General features: G+C 71.7%; 22 protein-coding genes. 15 read left to right on the top strand and 7 right to left on the bottom strand.

Annotated elements, in window-relative coordinates; translation table 11 throughout:
* Positions 1-4 precede the first annotated feature (4 nt).
* From O9K63_RS11970 to O9K63_RS11955, 4 genes are all read left to right on the top strand, one after another.
* Positions 5-718 carry a class F sortase gene (locus tag O9K63_RS11970; protein ID WP_277238126.1) on the top strand — a complete coding sequence of 238 codons (714 nt, stop codon included), beginning with the start codon at positions 5-7 and terminating at the stop codon, positions 716-718.
* Positions 719-917: 199 nt separating this feature from the next.
* Positions 918-1,262: an ArsR/SmtB family transcription factor gene (locus O9K63_RS11965; RefSeq protein WP_277238124.1), complete on the top strand. Its 345-nt coding sequence runs from the start codon at positions 918-920 to the stop codon at positions 1,260-1,262.
* Positions 1,263-1,282: 20 nt separating this feature from the next.
* Positions 1,283-1,768 carry an SRPBCC family protein gene (locus O9K63_RS11960; protein WP_277238123.1) on the top strand — a complete coding sequence of 162 codons (486 nt, stop codon included), beginning with the start codon at positions 1,283-1,285 and terminating at the stop codon, positions 1,766-1,768.
* Between the two features lie 9 nt (positions 1,769-1,777).
* Entirely contained in the window at positions 1,778-2,356 is a 579-nt protein-coding gene (locus O9K63_RS11955; protein WP_277238121.1) for a dihydrofolate reductase family protein, read from the top strand.
* Positions 2,357-2,427: 71 nt separating this feature from the next.
* Here O9K63_RS11955 and O9K63_RS11950 read toward each other — a convergent pair whose 3' ends face one another.
* The 3 genes from O9K63_RS11950 to O9K63_RS11940 are packed head-to-tail and all read right to left on the bottom strand — an operon-like array spanning position 2,428 to position 3,522.
* On the bottom strand, positions 2,428-2,694 hold the full coding sequence (locus O9K63_RS11950) for a metal-sensitive transcriptional regulator (RefSeq protein ID WP_277238119.1): 267 nt from the start codon (positions 2,692-2,694) through the stop codon (positions 2,428-2,430).
* Positions 2,695-2,722: 28 nt separating this feature from the next.
* The gene (locus O9K63_RS11945) at positions 2,723-3,124 is read right to left on the bottom strand and encodes a DUF302 domain-containing protein (RefSeq protein WP_277238118.1); all 402 of its coding nucleotides are present in this window, start codon (positions 3,122-3,124) and stop codon (positions 2,723-2,725) included.
* A gap of 17 nt (positions 3,125-3,141) precedes the next feature.
* Entirely contained in the window at positions 3,142-3,522 is a 381-nt protein-coding gene (locus O9K63_RS11940; RefSeq protein WP_277238117.1) for a thioredoxin family protein, read from the bottom strand.
* A 149-nt stretch (positions 3,523-3,671) separates the two neighbouring features.
* Between O9K63_RS11940 and O9K63_RS11935 the strand changes: the two genes are divergently transcribed.
* The 4 genes from O9K63_RS11935 (at position 3,672) to O9K63_RS11920 (ending at position 6,772) form a co-directional block, all read left to right on the top strand.
* Entirely contained in the window at positions 3,672-5,048 is a 1,377-nt protein-coding gene (locus tag O9K63_RS11935; RefSeq protein ID WP_277242317.1) for an MBL fold metallo-hydrolase, read from the top strand.
* Positions 5,049-5,074: 26 nt separating this feature from the next.
* The gene (locus tag O9K63_RS11930; protein WP_277238116.1) at positions 5,075-5,254 is read left to right on the top strand and encodes a hypothetical protein; all 180 of its coding nucleotides are present in this window, start codon (positions 5,075-5,077) and stop codon (positions 5,252-5,254) included.
* Between the two features lie 68 nt (positions 5,255-5,322).
* Positions 5,323-6,132, top strand: coding sequence for a sulfite exporter TauE/SafE family protein (locus tag O9K63_RS11925; RefSeq protein ID WP_277238114.1), 810 nt, complete (start codon positions 5,323-5,325; stop codon positions 6,130-6,132).
* Between the two features lie 49 nt (positions 6,133-6,181).
* Positions 6,182-6,772 (top strand): rhodanese-like domain-containing protein, encoded by a 591-nt coding sequence (locus tag O9K63_RS11920; RefSeq protein WP_277238113.1) that lies wholly within the window; start codon positions 6,182-6,184, stop codon positions 6,770-6,772.
* Between the two features lie 66 nt (positions 6,773-6,838).
* Here O9K63_RS11920 and O9K63_RS11915 read toward each other — a convergent pair whose 3' ends face one another.
* A complete protein-coding gene (locus O9K63_RS11915) occupies positions 6,839-7,327 on the bottom strand; it encodes a glutathione peroxidase (RefSeq protein WP_277238111.1) in 489 nt (162 codons plus the stop codon).
* A gap of 33 nt (positions 7,328-7,360) precedes the next feature.
* Complete coding sequence (locus tag O9K63_RS11910) at positions 7,361-7,972, bottom strand: hypothetical protein (protein WP_277238109.1); 612 nt, start codon at positions 7,970-7,972, stop codon at positions 7,361-7,363.
* 193 nt (positions 7,973-8,165) lie between these two features.
* On the opposite strand from O9K63_RS11910, the gene O9K63_RS11905 reads away from it, so the two are divergent.
* Both O9K63_RS11905 and O9K63_RS11900 read left to right on the top strand, forming a co-directional pair.
* A complete protein-coding gene (locus O9K63_RS11905) occupies positions 8,166-8,537 on the top strand; it encodes an ArsR/SmtB family transcription factor (protein ID WP_277238107.1) in 372 nt (123 codons plus the stop codon).
* Positions 8,534-9,166, top strand: coding sequence for a cation diffusion facilitator family transporter (locus O9K63_RS11900; protein WP_277238104.1), 633 nt, complete (start codon positions 8,534-8,536; stop codon positions 9,164-9,166). The genes O9K63_RS11905 and O9K63_RS11900 overlap by 4 nt, the downstream gene beginning before the upstream one ends.
* Before the next feature lie 2 nt (positions 9,167-9,168).
* Here the strand turns inward: O9K63_RS11900 and O9K63_RS11895 are convergent, their stop codons facing one another.
* The gene (locus O9K63_RS11895; protein WP_277238102.1) at positions 9,169-11,436 is read right to left on the bottom strand and encodes a heavy metal translocating P-type ATPase; all 2,268 of its coding nucleotides are present in this window, start codon (positions 11,434-11,436) and stop codon (positions 9,169-9,171) included.
* 150 nt (positions 11,437-11,586) lie between these two features.
* On the opposite strand from O9K63_RS11895, the gene O9K63_RS11890 reads away from it, so the two are divergent.
* Together O9K63_RS11890 and O9K63_RS11885 are read left to right on the top strand one after the other, a co-directional pair.
* Positions 11,587-12,621, top strand: a complete 1,035-nt coding sequence (locus tag O9K63_RS11890) for a pyridoxal-phosphate dependent enzyme (RefSeq protein ID WP_277238100.1) — start codon at positions 11,587-11,589, stop codon at positions 12,619-12,621.
* Positions 12,614-13,804 (top strand): M20 aminoacylase family protein, encoded by a 1,191-nt coding sequence (locus O9K63_RS11885; RefSeq protein WP_277238098.1) that lies wholly within the window; start codon positions 12,614-12,616, stop codon positions 13,802-13,804. The genes O9K63_RS11890 and O9K63_RS11885 overlap by 8 nt, the downstream gene beginning before the upstream one ends.
* On the opposite strand, the gene O9K63_RS11880 is transcribed toward O9K63_RS11885, so the two are convergent.
* The gene (locus O9K63_RS11880; protein WP_277238096.1) at positions 13,789-13,995 is read right to left on the bottom strand and encodes a heavy-metal-associated domain-containing protein; all 207 of its coding nucleotides are present in this window, start codon (positions 13,993-13,995) and stop codon (positions 13,789-13,791) included. The two genes, O9K63_RS11885 and O9K63_RS11880, sit on opposite strands and share 16 nt — an antisense overlap.
* A gap of 139 nt (positions 13,996-14,134) precedes the next feature.
* Here O9K63_RS11880 and O9K63_RS11875 point away from each other — a divergent pair, with 139 nt between their 5' ends.
* Genes O9K63_RS11875 through O9K63_RS11865 form a run of 3 tightly spaced genes read left to right on the top strand, consistent with a single transcriptional unit; the run spans position 14,135 to position 16,671 of the window.
* Positions 14,135-14,944: a hypothetical protein gene (locus tag O9K63_RS11875; RefSeq protein ID WP_277238094.1), complete on the top strand. Its 810-nt coding sequence runs from the start codon at positions 14,135-14,137 to the stop codon at positions 14,942-14,944.
* Positions 14,905-15,624: a lysoplasmalogenase gene (locus O9K63_RS11870; protein ID WP_277238093.1), complete on the top strand. Its 720-nt coding sequence runs from the start codon at positions 14,905-14,907 to the stop codon at positions 15,622-15,624. The genes O9K63_RS11875 and O9K63_RS11870 overlap by 40 nt, the downstream gene beginning before the upstream one ends.
* Entirely contained in the window at positions 15,625-16,671 is a 1,047-nt protein-coding gene (locus tag O9K63_RS11865) for a LacI family DNA-binding transcriptional regulator (RefSeq protein WP_277238092.1), read from the top strand.
* Positions 16,672-16,712 lie beyond the last annotated feature (41 nt).

Raw genomic sequence — 16,712 nt, 5'->3', positions numbered from 1 at the left:
CACGATGAGGAGCACGCACGCACACACCACCCGCGGGCGCAACCGGCTCGTCGCGGTCAGTGTCGGGCTGCTCCTCGCCGGTGGGGGCACGATCGGCTGGGCAGCCACCCACCAGGTCGGGCCCCCGCCGGCACCGCCGGCCACCACCACGGCGAAGGGGGCCACCCCCTCTCCCTCGCCGTCCGCCCCGACCGATCGCGAGGCGGCGTCCGAGGAGGCGCGGGAGGCGCCCCCTTCGCCCGACGTCGCGGAGGCGATGTCCGCGTCCGAGCCGGCGGCCGTGCGCATCCCCGCGATCGATGTGAGCTCGCCGATCCACGGACTCGGCCTTGATGCGCAGGGGCAGCTCAAGGTCCCGTCGGGGGAGCGGTACGACGAGGTCGCCTGGTACGACGGCTCGCCCACGCCCGGCGAGGTCGGGCCGGCGGTGCTCGAGGGACACGTCACCGGCAGCGGGCACGACCCGTCGGTCTTCTTCGAGCTCGGCGACGTGCGCGCGGGGGACGTGGTCGAGGTCGACCGCGCCGACGGCACGACCGCGACCTTCGAGGTCACCGAGGTCAAGAAGAGCCCCAAGGACGACTTCCCCCGCATCGACGTGTACGGCGCGACGAGGGGTCCCGAGCTGCGGGTCATCACCTGCGGCGGCACCTACGACGAGGACGCCCGACGGCACCTGGACAACATCATCGTCTTCGCCGAGTTGGTCGAGGGCTGACCTGTCACGGGATTCTCGGGTCACCCGATGAACCCCTGGTTCGCACGAGTTTCAGACCCTTGCGAACCAGGGGTTTCTCGTGCAGAGCGGATCGCAAGAGCCTAGGCAGTTGCGACCCAGTGACCCCCCGCGTCACTGGTGCCATGAAAACCCTTGACAACGTACAACCTTCTGGTTGTACGTTGGTCTCGTGACACCGATGGACGAGAAGAGGGCGGACGCCTTCTTCCACGCGCTCTCCGACGGCACGCGCCGCGACATCCTGCGGCGAGTCCTCGCCGGTGAGCACTCGGTGACCGCGTTGGCCGAGCATTACCCCATGAGCTTCGCCGCCGTGCAGAAGCACGTGGCGGTGCTCGAGCGCGCCGGCCTGGTCACCAAACGCCGCAGCGGACGCGAGTCCCTCGCGAGCGGCGACGTCGAGGCCGTGCGGACGGTCGCGTCGCTGCTCCGGGAGTTCGAGGACGTCTGGCGCGGCCGGGTGGCGGGGATCGACTCCCTGCTGGCCCATGAGACACCAGCCGACACCACGTCGACGGACTGATCCCAGAAGGAAGCACTGCCATGCCACTCACCGACGTCACCACCGACATCGACAACCGCACCCTCACGATGACCTGCGACTTCCCCGTCACCCCCGAGCGCCTCTGGCAGGTGTGGGCCGACCCGCGCCAGCTCGAGAAGTGGTGGGGGCCCGAGTCGCACCCGGCCAGGGTCACCGAGCACGACCTGACCCCCGGCGGACTCGTGAAGTACCACATGACCGGCCCGGACGGGGAGATCTACCCCGGCGGCTGGGAGGTCATCGCCGTCGACCCACCCCACCGCCTGGAGGCGCGCGACTTCTTCGCCGACGCGGACGGTAACCCCGTCGACACGGCACCGCAGTCCCGGATGCTCATCGAGATCACCGCGACCGAGGGTGGCTCGCGGATGGTCAACACCTCGACGTGGGAGTCCGCCGAGGACATGCAGAATGTCCTCGACATGGGGGTCGTGGAGGGCTCGTCCTCCGCGATCGGCCAGCTCGACGCGCTGCTGGCGGCCTGAGGAGGCGTCATGTCCGAGCTCGTCGTCGACTTCATCACCACGCTGGACGGCTACGCGTCGGGCGAGGGTTGGCCGGGGTGGTGGGGGCTCGAGGGCCCCGAGTACCTCCGGTGGCTAGGGACCCAGCCGGAGCGCCACCACACGATCCTCATGGGAGCCACGACCTACCGGGTGATGTCGGGCTTCACGGAGGTGCGTGACGAACTCGGTGCGGACGAGAACGAGTCGGTCGACGGTCTCGCCCGCGCGGACAAGGTCGTCGTCTCGAACACCCTGGAGGAGCCCCTGACCTGGCCCAACACCGAGCTCATCAGGGGTGATGCGGTCGAGGCAGTGCGCCGGCTCAAGGCGAAGGGGGACCGCTCCTTCCGCACCATCGGCAGCCTGAGCATGTGCCGGTCGCTGCTTCGGGCAGGGCTCGTGGACCGGTTCCGGGTCGGGATCTTCCCGGTCATCACCGGTGCCACGGGCAGCGAGCGGATCTACGACGGCTACCCGGATGTCGCCCTCGAGATGACAGACAGCCGACTGCTCGACGGGCGGATCCAGGTCGTGGAGTACGCGCCCACCGTGTACCCACCTGCCTGACCGGGAACGCACTGGGCCGGCCCGGACGGTGATCGTCCGCCGTCCGGGCCGGCGCGTGGGTGCGCGTGGTCTCAGGCGAGGGTGAGGAAGAGCTTCTCCATCGCGGCCTTGTCGTCCTCGTTCACGCCGTCCGGCGAGGTCAGGCACTCCTGCAGGCCGGAGGAGACGATGGCGAAGCCGGCCCGGTCGAGCGCCCGGCTCGCTGCCGCGAGCTGGGTGACGACGTCCTTGCAGTCGCGACCCTCCTCGATGAGGCGGATCACCCCACTGATCTGGCCCTGGGCGCGGCGCAGTCGGTTGATGACCGGCCCCATGTCTTCCATGTCCAAGCTGACCATTGTCCTGTGTCCTTCGTGTGTGGGTGGCTCAGCCCAGGCGGGCCGGTACGGCCGCCAGGGCGGCGTCGAGCCGGGTGCGCGCATCCTGCGCGACCTCGCTCAACTCCTTGTTCTCGGTGACGCTCACCAGGACCTCGGGGTCGACCGTCTCGACGACGGTTCGATTCTCCCCCTCGGCCCTGACGACGACGTTGCAGGGCAGGAGCAGGCCGATCGAGGCCTCGCGGGCCACCGCCTGCTCCGCCAGCTGGGGTCGGCAGGCGCCGAGGATAACGTGCGGCTCGATGTCCGCGTCGACCTTGGCCTTCAGCGTCGCGGCCAGGTCGATCTCGGTGAGTACCCCGAACCCCTGCTCGGAGAGGGCCTCGCGGGTGGCCTCGAGGGCCTCGGTGAACGGCGCCTCCACCGTCGTGGTCAGTGCGTACTGCATGTCGTGCTCCCTTCCGCTCAGGCCCCGGTCGGGGCGTCCTGCTTCTGCTGCTCGATCTCGGACCGTACCCGGTCCATGTCCAGCTCACGCACGGCCGAGATGACCTGCTCGAGCCCGGAGGCCGGCAGGGCGCCCGGCTGCGAGAAGACGAGGATCCCGTCACGGAATGCCATGAGCGTGGGGATCGAGGTGATGCCGACCGCTCCGGCAAGCTCCTGCTCGGCCTCGGTGTCGACGCTGCCGAAGACGATGTCCTGGTGCTCCTCGGACGCGGCGGCGTACACGGGCGCGAACTGGCGGCACGGGCCGCACCAGCTCGCCCAGAAGTCGACGAGCACGATCCCTCCGTCGGTGATGGTGCTCTCGAAGGTGTCGATGGTCAGGGGCTGGGTAGTCATGTGTCTGATCTCCTCCCTCCGCGTGCTGCCGCGGATGCACTTGTGGGGCCGCAAATCGCGGTCACAGTTGACACCATACCCTAGGGGGTATTAGTTTGTCACCTGTGAATCACAGCCACATGCAGTCGCAGAAAGGACGAGACGTGCCAATGCAGCCCACGATCGTGACCATCGAGACCCCGAGCCTGGGTGACCGCTCCTACCTCGCCCACGACGGCGAGGTCGCTGTCGTCGTCGACCCGCAGCGGGACATCGACCGCGTCCTCGAGGCCGCCGACGGGGCCGGTGTGCGCATCACCGACGTCTTCGAGACGCACATCCACAACGACTACGTCACCGGTGGACTGGCGCTGGCCGAGCGCCTCGGTGCGCGCTACCACGTCAACGGCGAGGACGAGGTCTCCTTCGACCGCCAGCCCATCCGCGACGGGGACATCGTCGAGATCTCCCCGACCATGCGGGTGCGCGCCATCGGCACCCCGGGTCACACCTTCACCCACCTCTCCTACGCCCTCGAGTCGATGGACGGGTCCGAGGTGACCGCCTCGGCGGTCTTCACCGGCGGCTCCCTCCTCTTCGGGGCCACCGGACGGCCGGACCTGCTGGGCGAGGAGCACACGGACACGTTGGTCCACCACCAGTACGCCTCCGCGCACCGGCTCGCCGAGGAGCTGCCGGAGCACGCCGAGGTGCTGCCCACCCACGGCTTCGGCTCCTTCTGCTCCGCCGGCTCCACGGGCGGAGCCACCGAGTCCACGATCGGTGAGGAGAAGCGGAACAACACCGCGCTGACGCAGGAGGAGGAGCAGTGGGTGGCCGACACCCTCGCCGGCCTCGACGCGTACCCCGCGTACTACGTCCACATGATGCCGGCCAATGCCGAGGGCCCCAGCGCGGCCGACCTCCGGACCCCCGAGCGGGCGGACAAGCAGACCCTCGCCGAGCGCATCGAGGCAGGGGAGTGGGTCGTCGACCTGCGCACCCGCACCGCCTTCTCCGCCGGCCACGTCAGCGGCACGCTGAACTTCGGGCTCGACGGGCAGTTCTCGACCTATCTGGGCTGGCTCATCCCCTGGGGGACGCCCATCACCCTCCTCGGGGAGAGCTCTGAGCAGGTGGACGAGGCCCAGCGCGAGCTGGTGCGCATCGGTATCGACCGGATCGCGGGAGCGGCCACCGGCGGCCCCGACGACTGGACCGACCGTCCGCTCGGGACGATCGAGCGGGCTCTCTTCGCCGACCTCTCCCAGGTGCGTCACCACCGGCAGGTGCACATCCTCGACGTCCGACTGGCCGGCGAGTTCGCCGACAGCCACATCGAGGGCGCGCAGAACGTGCCGATCGGCGAGCTGCTCGACCGCTTCGACGAGATCCCGCAGGGAGAGATCTGGGTGCACTGCGGCAGTGGCTACCGCGCCTCCATCGCCGCCTCGGTCCTTGCCGCCCGCGGGCGAACGGTCGTCACTGTCGACGATGCGTTCGACAACGCGCCGGACGCCCCGCTGCCGATGACCAGCGCCGCCTGACCCGCCACCACTCAAAGGAGACCGACATGTGCCGTCGAGCCACCTGCCGCGTCTGCGGCAAGACCACGTGGGCCGGGTGCGGCCAGCACGTCGACCAGGTGATGGCCGGGGTGCCGGCCGGCGACCGCTGCCCGGGACACAGCACGTCCGAGAAGGGCGCCGCACAGCGCCGCCCGCTGCTCTCCCGGCTCTTCGGCCGCGGCTGAGCCCGTGACCCCGTCGGGGGCGAGCCACCCCCCCGTCTCGCCCCCGACGGCCCACCCAGGAGCATCACGTGCCCCTTGCTGTCATCCCCCTCGGCCTCGTCATCGGCCTCGCGCTCGGTACCCTCGGCGGTGGAGGGTCCATCCTCGCCGTCCCCGCCCTGGTGCACCTCCTGGGCCAGGACCCGGTTGCTGCCACGACGAGCTCGCTCGTCATCGTGGGCATCACCTCGCTCCTGTCGATCCCCGCCCATCAGCGCGCGGGGCGGGTGCGCCTCGGCCAGGGTGTGACCTTCGGTCTGCTCGGCACGGCCGGGTCCTTCGCCGGCTCCGCGGCCGCACGAGCGGTGCCTGCCGCGGTGCTCATGACCGCCTTCGCCGTCCTCATGCTCGTCGTGGCGACACTCATGCTCCGGCAGAGCCTGCGCGGCGAGAGCGAGAGCGCCGAGGCCGGCACCAGCGAGCCGATCATCACGCTGCGCCCGCTGGCCTGTGCCTGCCCGCGGCTGGTCAAGCTCGTCGTCGCCGCCACGGTCGTGGGGCTGCTCACCGGCTTCCTCGGGGTCGGCGGCGGCTTCGTCCTGGTCCCGGCGCTCGTGCTCGTCCTGGGCTTCACCATGCCGGTGGCGGTGGGGACCTCCCTGCTCGTCATCGCCATCAACAGCGCCACCGCGCTCGCCGCCCGCGTGCAGCACGGCATCGGTGACCTCGACTGGCCGCTCATCGTCGGGTTCTCGGCTGCTGCCGTGGTCGGAAGCCTGGTCGGTAGCAAGGTGGCCGACCGGCTGCCGGAGCACCGGCTGTCCCAGGCCTTCGCGGTCCTCGTGCTGGTCATCGCCGGCATCACCGCCGTGCAGTACGTGCCCGACCTCGTGGCCTGACACCTCACGAACCAACGAACCACCACACCCCCACACGAAAGGGATCCACATGACCACCCCCACCACCACCCGTCCCACCACGCTCGACGCCACGCAGGTGCGTGCCTGGATGGCCGAGCCCGCAGGGCCCCGCATCATCGACGTGCGCACGCCGACCGAGTTCGCCGGCTCCCACATCCCCGGCTCCTACAACGTGCCCCTCGGGCTGCTCGAGGAGCACCGGCGCGAGCTGGCCGACCACCTCGACGACGACGTCGTCCTCGTGTGCCGCTCCGGCGCCCGGGCCGGCCGGGCCGAGGGTGTCCTCGCGGAGACCGGGCTGGCGAACCTGCACATCCTCGACGGCGGCATGAACGCGTGGGAGAACTCCGGCGGTGACGTCGTGCAGGGTGAGCAGGGATGGGACCTGGAGCGTCAGGTCCGTCTCGTCGCCGGCTCCCTCGTCCTCACCGGCATCCTGGCCAGCACCCTGGTCCCGCAGGCCAAGTGGCTCTCCGCCGGGATCGGCGCCGGCCTGACCGGAGCCGCCCTGACCGACACCTGCGCCATGGGCATGCTCCTGTCGCGGATGCCACACAACCGTCGCAACGACCCGAAGCCGGAGACGGTCTTCGCCCAGTTGGGCGCCGGTCGGGCCTGATCCGCGCCGCGGGCGCGCCCGCGACAGTCACCCGCCTGACGACCGCCCGCGACGCGCGGACGGTCCTCAGGCGATGGTGCTGCGCACCGTCGCGACCACGCGCTCGTCGTCGGGCGCGACCCGCGGGCTGAAGCGCGCGACCGGGGTGCCATCGCCGTCGATGACGAACTTCTCGAAGTTCCACCGGACGTCGCCGCTCTCGCCCCCTTCGTCCTCGGTGTCGGTCAGTGCCGCGTAGACCGGGTGGCGCCCGGGGCCGTTGACCTCGACCTTCTCCGTCATGGGGAAGGTCACGCCGTAGGTCGCGGAGCAGAACTCACCGATCTCGTCGGCGGTGCCGGGCTCCTGCCCGCCGAACTGGTTGCACGGCAGGCCGACGACCGTGAATCCCTGCGGGGAGTACTCCGCGTGCAGCTCCTCCAGGGCCGTGTACTGCGGAGTCAGGCCGCACTTGGAGGCGACGTTGACCAGGAGGGCCGGCTGGCCGCCGGTGAGGTCGCGCACCGTGCCGGGCGTGCCGTCGAGCCGGGCGATGGGTGTGTCCAGGATGCTCATGGCCCGACCCTAGCCCCGGCTCGGCGCCGGGTCTCAGCGCAGAAGACCGACGTCGTCGATCCTGCGGTGGTACCGCATCCCGGTGCGGCCGCCGAGCAGTGCGCCCAGCAGGGTGATGGCGAAGGCGATGACGGCGGCGATGATGCCCCCGGTCGTCAGGTCACCCTCGTTGACCGGGATGCGCGGGAAGCCGTCGACCCGGCCGAGGACGTTGTACTGCGCCCCGCCGATCGCGGCGAGGATCGCGACGAGGACGGCGATGATGATCGCCCACAGCCACACGGCCAGGCCCTGCTTGAAGCCGTCGAACCGGGCCATCCGACCGGCGACGTACCCGCCCGCGAAGTAGGCGAGGAAGAGGATCACGAGCAGCACGATCCCGCCCGTGATCCCGATCGTCCCGGCGTTCTCCTGCACCTGCTCGGCGTCGACACCACCCCCCAGACCGACGGCGGCACCGACGGCCGACAGCAGTGCCGTGAGCAGGACGGCCATCCCCACGGCCGTCAGCCACCCGAAGAAGGCAGCGCCCCACTTGATGCCGCCGAACTCACGGGCCTCGTGGTCGACGACGGCGTCGCGTCGGTACCGGGCGTCCGAGTGGTCGTCGCGGGGGTCGGCCCGGTCGTGCTCGTGGCGTCGCATGGCAGCTCCCTTCGTCGTGGTGACATCCCGGGACATACCCCGTGGTCCGCCGTCCATTCGGGCCGCCGGAGGGCCCACCCCCCTCGGACGAAGGGGGCGGCGTGCGCTCACGGCAGCGGTGCGCCCTTCATCAGGCGGGGAGGCATGCGCGTGGGCGACGCGGAGCAGCGCGCGTCCATGCGATCATCGTCGTATGACGATGACAGCCACCAATGGCGATCCTGCGCCGGTGCCCGAGCGCGCCGCCGTGACAGCGGCCGCCTGCCTCCTCAACGGCCTCGCCGACACCTCACGGCTGACGATCGTGCAGCACCTGGCGCTCGGCGAGCACCGCGTGGTCGACCTGACCGAGCACCTCGGGCTGGCCCAGTCGACGGTGAGCAAGCACCTGGCCTGCCTGCTCGACTGCGGCCTCGTGACCGTCCGTCCCCGGGGACGGGCCTCGGTGTACTCCCTCGCCCACCCCGACGCGACGATCCAGCTGCTCGCGGCCGCCGAGCAGCTGCTGGCGCTCACCGGTGACGCGGTCACCCTGTGCCCGACGTACGGCACCGGCGCCCGATGAACACGGGACTGCACCTCCCTTCGCCCACCACGGAGCGGCGCGCCGTCCTCGGTCGCCGGGCCCAGCTCCTCGCCGGCGCCTCGGTCCTCTACAACCTCATCGAAGCGGCCGTGGCCATCACCGTCGGGGCGATCGCGTCGTCGATCGCCCTCGTCGGCTTCGGGCTGGACTCGCTCGTCGAGATGGCCAGCGGCCTGGTGATCCTGTGGCAGTTCCGCGCCGCGCTGCCGGAGTCGCGCGAGCGGCAGGCGCTGCGGCTGATCGCGATCTCCTTCTTCGCGCTCGCGGGGTACGTCGGCGTCGAGTCCGTCCGCAGCCTGGTCAGCGGCGACGGAGCCGACCACTCCACGGCCGGCGTCGTCATCGCCGGGGTCTCGCTCGTGGTCATGCCGTTGCTGTCGTGGGCCCAGCGCCGCACCGGACGGGAGCTCGGCTCCGGGTCGGTCGTCGCCGACTCCAAGCAGACGCTCCTGTGCACCTACCTCTCCGCGGTGGTCCTCGTGGGCCTGCTCGCCAACAGCCTGCTCGGCTGGTGGTGGGCCGACCCGCTCGCTGCCCTCGTCGTCGCCGGCGTCGCCCTGCGCGAGGGCCTCGAGGCGTGGCGCGGGGACGCCTGCCACTGCGGCTGACCTCAGTGCGCCTTGAAGCCCCGCAGCCGCAGGCTGTTGCTCACGACGAAGACCGAGGAGAAGGCCATCGCGGCACCGGCGATCATCGGGTTGAGCATGCCGGCCATCGCGAGCGGGATCGCGGCGACGTTGTAGGCGAAGGCCCAGAAGAGATTGCCCTTGATCGTGCCCAGGGTGCGCCGGGCGAGGCGGATCGCGTCGACCGCGACCCGCAGGTCGCCGCGCACGAGGGTCAGGTCACTGGCCTCGATGGCCACGTCGGTGCCGGTGCCCATCGCCAGACCGAGGTCGGCGGTGGCCAGGGCCGCGGCGTCGTTGACGCCGTCGCCGACCATGGCGACGACCCTGCCCTCGCCCTGCAGCCGCTCGACGACGGCGACCTTGTCGGCGGGCATGACGTCGGCGAAGACGTCCTCCGGCGCGATCCCGACCTCGGCTGCGACGGAGCGGGCGACGACCTCGTTGTCACCCGTGAGCAGGATCGGCCGCAGCCCCAGGTCGCGCAGCTCGGTGATCGCCTGCGTCGACGTCTCCTTGATGGCGTCGGCGACGACGACGATGCCGCGGGCGCGGCCACCCCAGGCGACCTGGACGACGGTGCCGCCCTCCCGCTGCCGGGCCGTGGTGGTGGCATCGAGCTCGGTGCAGCGCATCTGGCCGGAGTCGGTGAGCAGGGCCGGTCGGCCCACGACCACCGCCTGCCCGTCGACGACGCCCTGGACGCCGAGACCCTCGACGTTGGCGAAACCGTCGACCTGCGGCAGCTCCTCCCCGCGCTCGCGGGCGCCCACTGCGATGGCCCGGGCGATCGGGTGCTCGGACGCGGCCTCGAGGGCGCCGGCGTAGCGCAGGACCGCCGCCTCATCCTCGCCCTCGGCGGCGACGACCTCGCGCAGCGTCATCTGCCCGGTCGTGACGGTCCCGGTCTTGTCCAGGACGATCGTGTCGACCGTGCGGGTGGACTCCAGGACCTCGGGGCCCTTGATGAGGATGCCCAGCTGCGCGCCGCGGCCGGTGCCGACCATGAGCGCGGTCGGGGTGGCCAGGCCGAGGGCGCAGGGGCAGGCGATGATGAGCACGGCGACCGCGGCGGTGAAGGCCATCGACAGGCCGGCGCCGACGACGATCCAGAAGGCCAGCGTCGCGAGGGCCAGCACGAGGACGATCGGGACGAAGATCCCGGAGATGCGGTCGGCCAGGCGCTGGGCCTCGGCCTTGCCGTTCTGTGCGTCCTCGACCATCCGGGCCATCTGGGCCAGCTGGGTGTCGCCACCGACGCGGGTGGCACGCACGACGAGACGACCGCCGGCGTTGACGGTCGCACCGACGACCTCGTCGCCGGGGGCGACCTCGACGGGCACGGACTCGCCGGTGAGCATCGAGGTGTCGACGGCGGAGGTGCCGTGCTCGATGACCCCGTCGGTCGCGACCTTCTCGCCCGGGCGGACGACGAACCGCATCCCGACCGCGAGCCGGTCGACCGGGATCGTGCGCTCGGTGGTGCCGTCCGCGTCGAGGACGGTGACCTCCTTGGCGCCCATCTCGAGCAGGGCGCGCAGGGCGGCGCCGGCCTGGCGCTTGGACCGCTTCTCGAAGTAGCGCCCGGCCAGGATGAAGGTCGTCACGCCCGCGGCGGCCTCGAGGTAGATGTTGCCCGAGCCGTCGCCGCGCTCCACGGTCAGCGTGAAGGGGTGGGTCATGCCGGGCATGCCCGCGGTCCCGAAGAACAGCGCGTACAGCGACCACGCCAGGGCGGCGAGCGTGCCCATCGACACGAGCGTGTCCATGGTCGTCGTGCCGTGCCGGAGGTTGGTCCAGGCCGCCCGGTGGAAGGGCAGCGCGCCCCAGACCACGACCGGGGCGGCCAGGGTGAGCGACAGCCACTGCCAGTTCGTGAACTGCAGCGGCGGGATCATCGCCATCGTGATGACCGGGACCGTCAGTACCGCAGAGATGATCAGCCGCTGGCGCAGCCGGTCGGTCTCGTCGGGGACGTCCGGGCTCTCCCCCTTCGCATCCTCCTCGGTGCGGGGGAGCGCTGCGCCGTAGCCGGCCTGCTCGACGGTCTCGAGGAGCAGCTCCGGCGCGACGTCGCCGGCGTAGGTGACCTTCGCCTTCTCCGTCGCGTAGTTGACCGAGGCGGTGACGCCGTCGAGCTTGTTCAGCTTGCGCTCGATGCGGTTGGCGCAGGAGGCGCAGGTCATGCCGGTAATGGCCAGCTCCACCTCCGCCTGTGTCCCCGGTGCCGGTGTGTCGGTTGCGGAACTCATCTGCTCACTCCTGTGCGTGACGAAGGGAGGGGGTCCGGTCGTCGAGCAGGCGCCCGGGCGCGTCCATCTCCGTCCAACTTATACCCCCTAGGGGTACCTGTCCACTGTGGGGTGCTGGACGGGGCACCCCGGCGGCCCAAGACTGGGTGGATGACGACCTGGTACAGCAACCCCTCCGCGCGCACCTGGAGCTCGGGCTCGGCGGCCCCGAGCGTCCGCGACTTCCACCGTGGCCTGCCGGGGTACGAGGCGACGCCCCTGGTCGCCCTGCCGGCTCTCGCCGAGGAGCTCGGGGTCGGTCGGGTGCTCGTGAAGGACGAGTCGGCGCGGCTCGGGCTGCCGGCCTTCAAGATGCTCGGTGCGTCGTGGGCCTGCCACCAGGTGGTCGAGCGCCATCCCGGTGCCGAGCTGGTCACCGCGACCGACGGCAACCACGGTCGGGCGGTCGCGCGGATGGCCACGCACCTCGGGACGCGCGCCACGGTCTTCATCGCAGCCGCCTTGCGGGAGAAGGCTGCCGCGCGCATCGAGGCGGAGGGGGCGACGCTGGTCCGGGTGGAGGGGCACTACGACGACGCGGTCCACGCCGCCACCGAGTACGCGGCGGCCGATCCGTCGCGCGAGCTCGTGCAGGACACCGCCTGGGAGGGTTACGAGCAGGTCCCGACCTGGGTCGTCGAGGGGTACGACACCCTCCTGCAGGAGATCGACGAGCAGCTCGGCGCGGCGCCGGACCTCGTCGTCGTCCCCTCCGGTGTGGGCTCGCTCGCCCAGGCCGTCATCGCCCACTACCGCCAGGGTGACCGGTCCACCGGCACCCGCATCCTGTCCGTCGAGCCGGACTCCGCCGACTGCATCGTCGCCAGCCTGACGAAGGGGGAGCCGGTCGCCGTCGAGACCGGGGCCAGCGTCATGGCGGGCCTGAACTGCGGCACCGTCTCCACGCTCGCGTGGCCCGTCCTGCGGGAGGGGTGCGACGCCGCGATCACCGTCACCGACGAGGAGGCGCTGCAGGCATCGGCGGACCTCCTGGCGCACGGGGTCGCCTCCGGTCCGAGTGGCGCCGCCACCTACGCGGGGGTGCGCGCCGCCCTTCGCCATGCCGGGCTGCGGGCTGATCTCGACCTGCCCGCCGACGCGGCGGTCGTCCTGCTGAGCACGGAGGGCCGGCAGGACGATGAGTGACCTCGACGCGCGACTGCGCGCCTGGCGCCACCACCTGCACCGCCACCCGGAGACGGCCTTCGCGGAGCACGCGACCGCGGACTTCGTCGCCTCGGTGCTCCGGGAGGCCGGCTACGAGGTGGTCCGCGGCGTCGGTGGCACCGGACTCGTCGCCTCCCTGACGGAGGGGGTCTCCCCCCGGTCGGTCGGCCTGCGGGCCGACATGGACGGCCTGCCGCTCACCGAGGTCGAGGGGCGTGCCCACGGCTCGACCAGCCCGGGGCGGATGCACGCGTGCGGCCACGACGGGCACATGGCGATGGCGCTGGGAGCGGCCACGGTCCTCGCCGAGGAGGGCTTCGACGGGACCGTGCGGATGGTCTTCCAGCCGGCGGAGGAGCCGGGTCGCGGTGCGCAGGCGATGGTCGCGGACGGCCTCTTCGAGCGTTTCCCCGTCGACGCGATGCACGGCATCCACAACATGCCCGGCATCCCCACGGGACACCTGCACACCCGGGTCGGTGGGTTCATGGCCAGCGAGGACAATTTCGAGATCGTCGTGACCGGCCGGGGTGGTCACGCGGCCCGGCCGCAGGTGGTGGTCGATCCGCTCGTGATCGGGGCCGAGATCGTCCTGGCCCTGCAGACTGTCGTCGCCCGGAGCCTCGACCCCGTCGACCCGGCGGTCCTCTCCTGCACCGGCTTCGAGACCGACGGCGCGCGCAATGCCATCCCGACGCAGGTGCGGATCACCGGGGACACGCGCAGCTTCGCTCCCGGGGTGCAGGAACTGCTCGAGCGGCGCATCCGGGAGATCTCGACCGGGATCGCCGCAGCCCACGGGGCGAGCTGCGAGGTGACCTACACGCACGAGTTCGCCCCCACGGTCAACCACCCCGAGGCGACCCGGCGTGCGGTGTCAGCGGCCGTGGCCACCCTCGGCGCCGAGCGGGTCGACGGCCAGTGCCCGCCGGCCATGCCGAGCGAGGACTTCGGGGTCTTCGCCGAGCACGTGCCGGCGTGCTTCGCCTTCCTCGGCAACGGGGTCGAGCCGGGCCGCGGTGGCACCCCGCTGCACAGCAGTGACTACGACGTCAACGACGACATCCTCGGCGAGGGGGTGCGCTACCTCGTCGCGGTGGCGCGAGCGGAGCTGGGTCAGCCGGACCCGGCCCCACCGGATCCGGCTCAGGCCAGCTGGTAGCCGGCCTCCTCGACGGCGGAGCGCACGGCCGACTCGTCGATCGGCTCGGCGCTGGTGATGGTGACCGCGCCCGACTCGAGCTGGACGTCCACGTCCTCGACGCCGTCGATCTCCTGGACCTCCTCGGTGACGGAGGCGACGCAGTGGCCGCAGGTCATGCCGGTCACGGTGTAGGTGCTGGTGGCGCTCATGGGAGTTCCTTCCATCGGGGAGTGGTGTCACTCTATACCCCCCTACCGTATCGGATCGATGGCACCGTGGACGTGTGGCGGGCGCCCGTAGCATGGCTGGTGGATGAACTCGTAGGAACGAACCTTCGGAGCTGGCGGTGTGAGCGGGGACGACGAGCTGTACAAGGCCGACTTCAGCTCGATGTACACGAGCCCGGACCCGCGCGCCTACTTCGAGGCGCTGATGCCGCTGGGCTACGAGATCCCCGAGCACGGCACCCGCTTCGTCGAGTCGGTGCTCGCGGCACTGCCGTCCCACGAGGAGCCGACGACGGTGCTGGACGTGTGCTGCTCGTACGGCATCAACGCCGCCCTGATGCGCAGCACGCTGTCACTGGAACAGCTCGGTGCACACCACCTCGCCGACGAGGTCGCGGACGTGCCCGCGGAGGTCAAGATCGCCCGCGACCGCAAATTCTTCGACCGGCATGCCCGGCAGCGACGACTACGGCTGCTCGGCCTCGACGCCTCGCGACCGGCAATCGACTACGCGCTGCGGGTCGGGCTGCTCGATGCGGGCTGGTGCGACGACCTCGAGCGCGACGACCCCTCCCCGCAGCTCCTGGCCGGTCTGCACGATGTCGACGTCGTGGTCTGCACCGGCGGGGTCGGCTATGTCGGGACGGCCACCTTCGACCGCATCCTCTCCGCGATGACCATCCGCGCGCACACCCGGGTCGTCTCCTTCGTGCTGCGCAGCATCGACTACGGGCCGGTCGAGGCGGTCCTTGCCGGTCATGGGCTCGTCACCGGGAGCGGCCTCGCAGAGCCGGTGCGGCAACGGCGGTTCGCCGACGAGCAGGAGCGGGACGCGACGCTGCGTGCGGTACGGGCCCGGGGTCTGGACCCGGTGGGCCTGGAGGAGGACGGATGGCACTACGCGAACTGCTTCGTCTCGTCTCCGGCCTGACTAGGCTGCGCGCCATGCCGTTCGCCCTCCTCGCCCTCGTGGTCGTCACCGTCGTCCACCTCGGCGCACAGGTGGTCGCGCCCGACGGCGTGCTGGCCGACCTGACCCAGATCCTGCTCATGCCGGCGCTGCTGTGGGTGCTGCTCGCGGGCACCCCCAACCCCAAGTCCCTCCTCGTCCGACTCGTCGGTGTGGCGCTCGTCCTGTCCTGGCTGGGGGACACGTTGCCGCGCTTCACCGCGGACGGGAGTGACCTCGGCTTCGGCCTGATGCTCGGCGCGTTCTTCCTCGCGCAGCTGGCCTACGTGGCCGCCTTCCTCCCCTTCGCCTCCCGGTCGATCATCCGGCGCCGACCGGCACTGCTGGCCCCCTACGTGATCCTCCTCGGGGTGGTCGTCGCGGTGAGCGCGCAGGGCGCCGGCGCGCTCTTCCCCGCCGTGCTGCTCTACGGGCTGGTCATCGTCGGGATGGCGGTGCTGGCCACCGGCATCGACGCCGTCGCGACGATCGGCGCGGTGCTCTTCCTCGTCTCCGACGGCCTCATCGCGCTCGGCGCCTTCGCCGCACTCGAGCTGCCGCTGCACGGCTTCTGGGTGATGCTCACCTACGTGCTCGGTCAGACCCTGATCACCCTCGCGGTCTCCCACCGGGACCGCACGCTGGCGGCCCGGCAGGCCTGAGTGCGCAGCCACCGGATCGCCGACGTGGCCGAGCAGGCCGGCCTGTCCCCGGCAACGGTCGACCGCGTCCTCAACGGTCGGCCCGGTGCCAGCCCCCGCGCGGTCCGGGCCGTCGAGCAGGCCATCGCCGAGCTCGACCGCCAGGCCGGCGCCCTGCGCCTCGGCGCCCGCTCGCTCGTGCTGGACGTGGTGATGCAGGCGCCGAACCGCTTCTCCGGGGAGGTGCGCGACGCGCTCGAGTCGCAGCTGACCGGGTTGCGACCGGCGGCGGTGCGGGCCCGGTTCCACCTGCGGGAGTCGGGCACCGTCGAGGACGTCGTCGGCACGCTCGAGGGCATCGGGCGGCGGGGGAGCACCAGCCACGGCGTGCTGCTGAAGGTCCCCGACGACCCCCGGGTGGCGGCGGCCATCGACGACCTCGCCGAGCGGGGCCTCCCCGCGGTCACCCTCGTCACCGATGTGCACGGCTCGCGCCGGATCGCCTACGCCGGCCCGGACCACGAGTCGGCCGGGCGGACCGCCGCCCACGTCCTCCACCGCTGGAGCGGCCGGGAGACCGGCACCGTCCTCGCCACGCTCAGCCGCGCGTCATTCGTCGGTGAGCGCACCCGCGCGGAGGCCTTCGTCGACCAGCTCGGCGAGGACGCGCCCGGGCTCGTCGTGCGCCGGGTCAGCGACGCCGACGGGCTGGACGCCGCCACCGCGGACGTGGTCACCGCGGAGCTCGGGTCGGGCGACGACCTCGTCGGGGTCTACTCCGTCGGTGGCGCCAACCGGGCGATCCTCGCTGCGCTGCGGGCGAAGGGGGTGGCCCCCTCGGTCTTCGTCGGCCACGACCTCGACCCGGACAACCTCGAGCTGCTGCGCACCGGGGAGATCGACCTCGTCCTGCACCACGACCTGCGCGAGGACGCCCGCTCGGCGATCCGCGCGGTGCTGCAGCACCATCGCCTCGCGCCGGGTGCACCCACGTCCCTCGCCTCGGGGGTGCAGGTGGTCACACGGCACAACATCCCCGCCCGGATGGCGCCGCGGCGCGACGAGTGACCGGGGCCGCGATCAGGTGGTCAGCTCGTGCGTCTCGCGAC

This window comes from Janibacter cremeus, assembly GCF_029395675.1.
GTDB lineage: Bacteria > Actinomycetota > Actinomycetes > Actinomycetales > Dermatophilaceae > Janibacter > Janibacter cremeus_A.
This window is presented reverse-complemented; position numbering and strand designations above follow the sequence as displayed.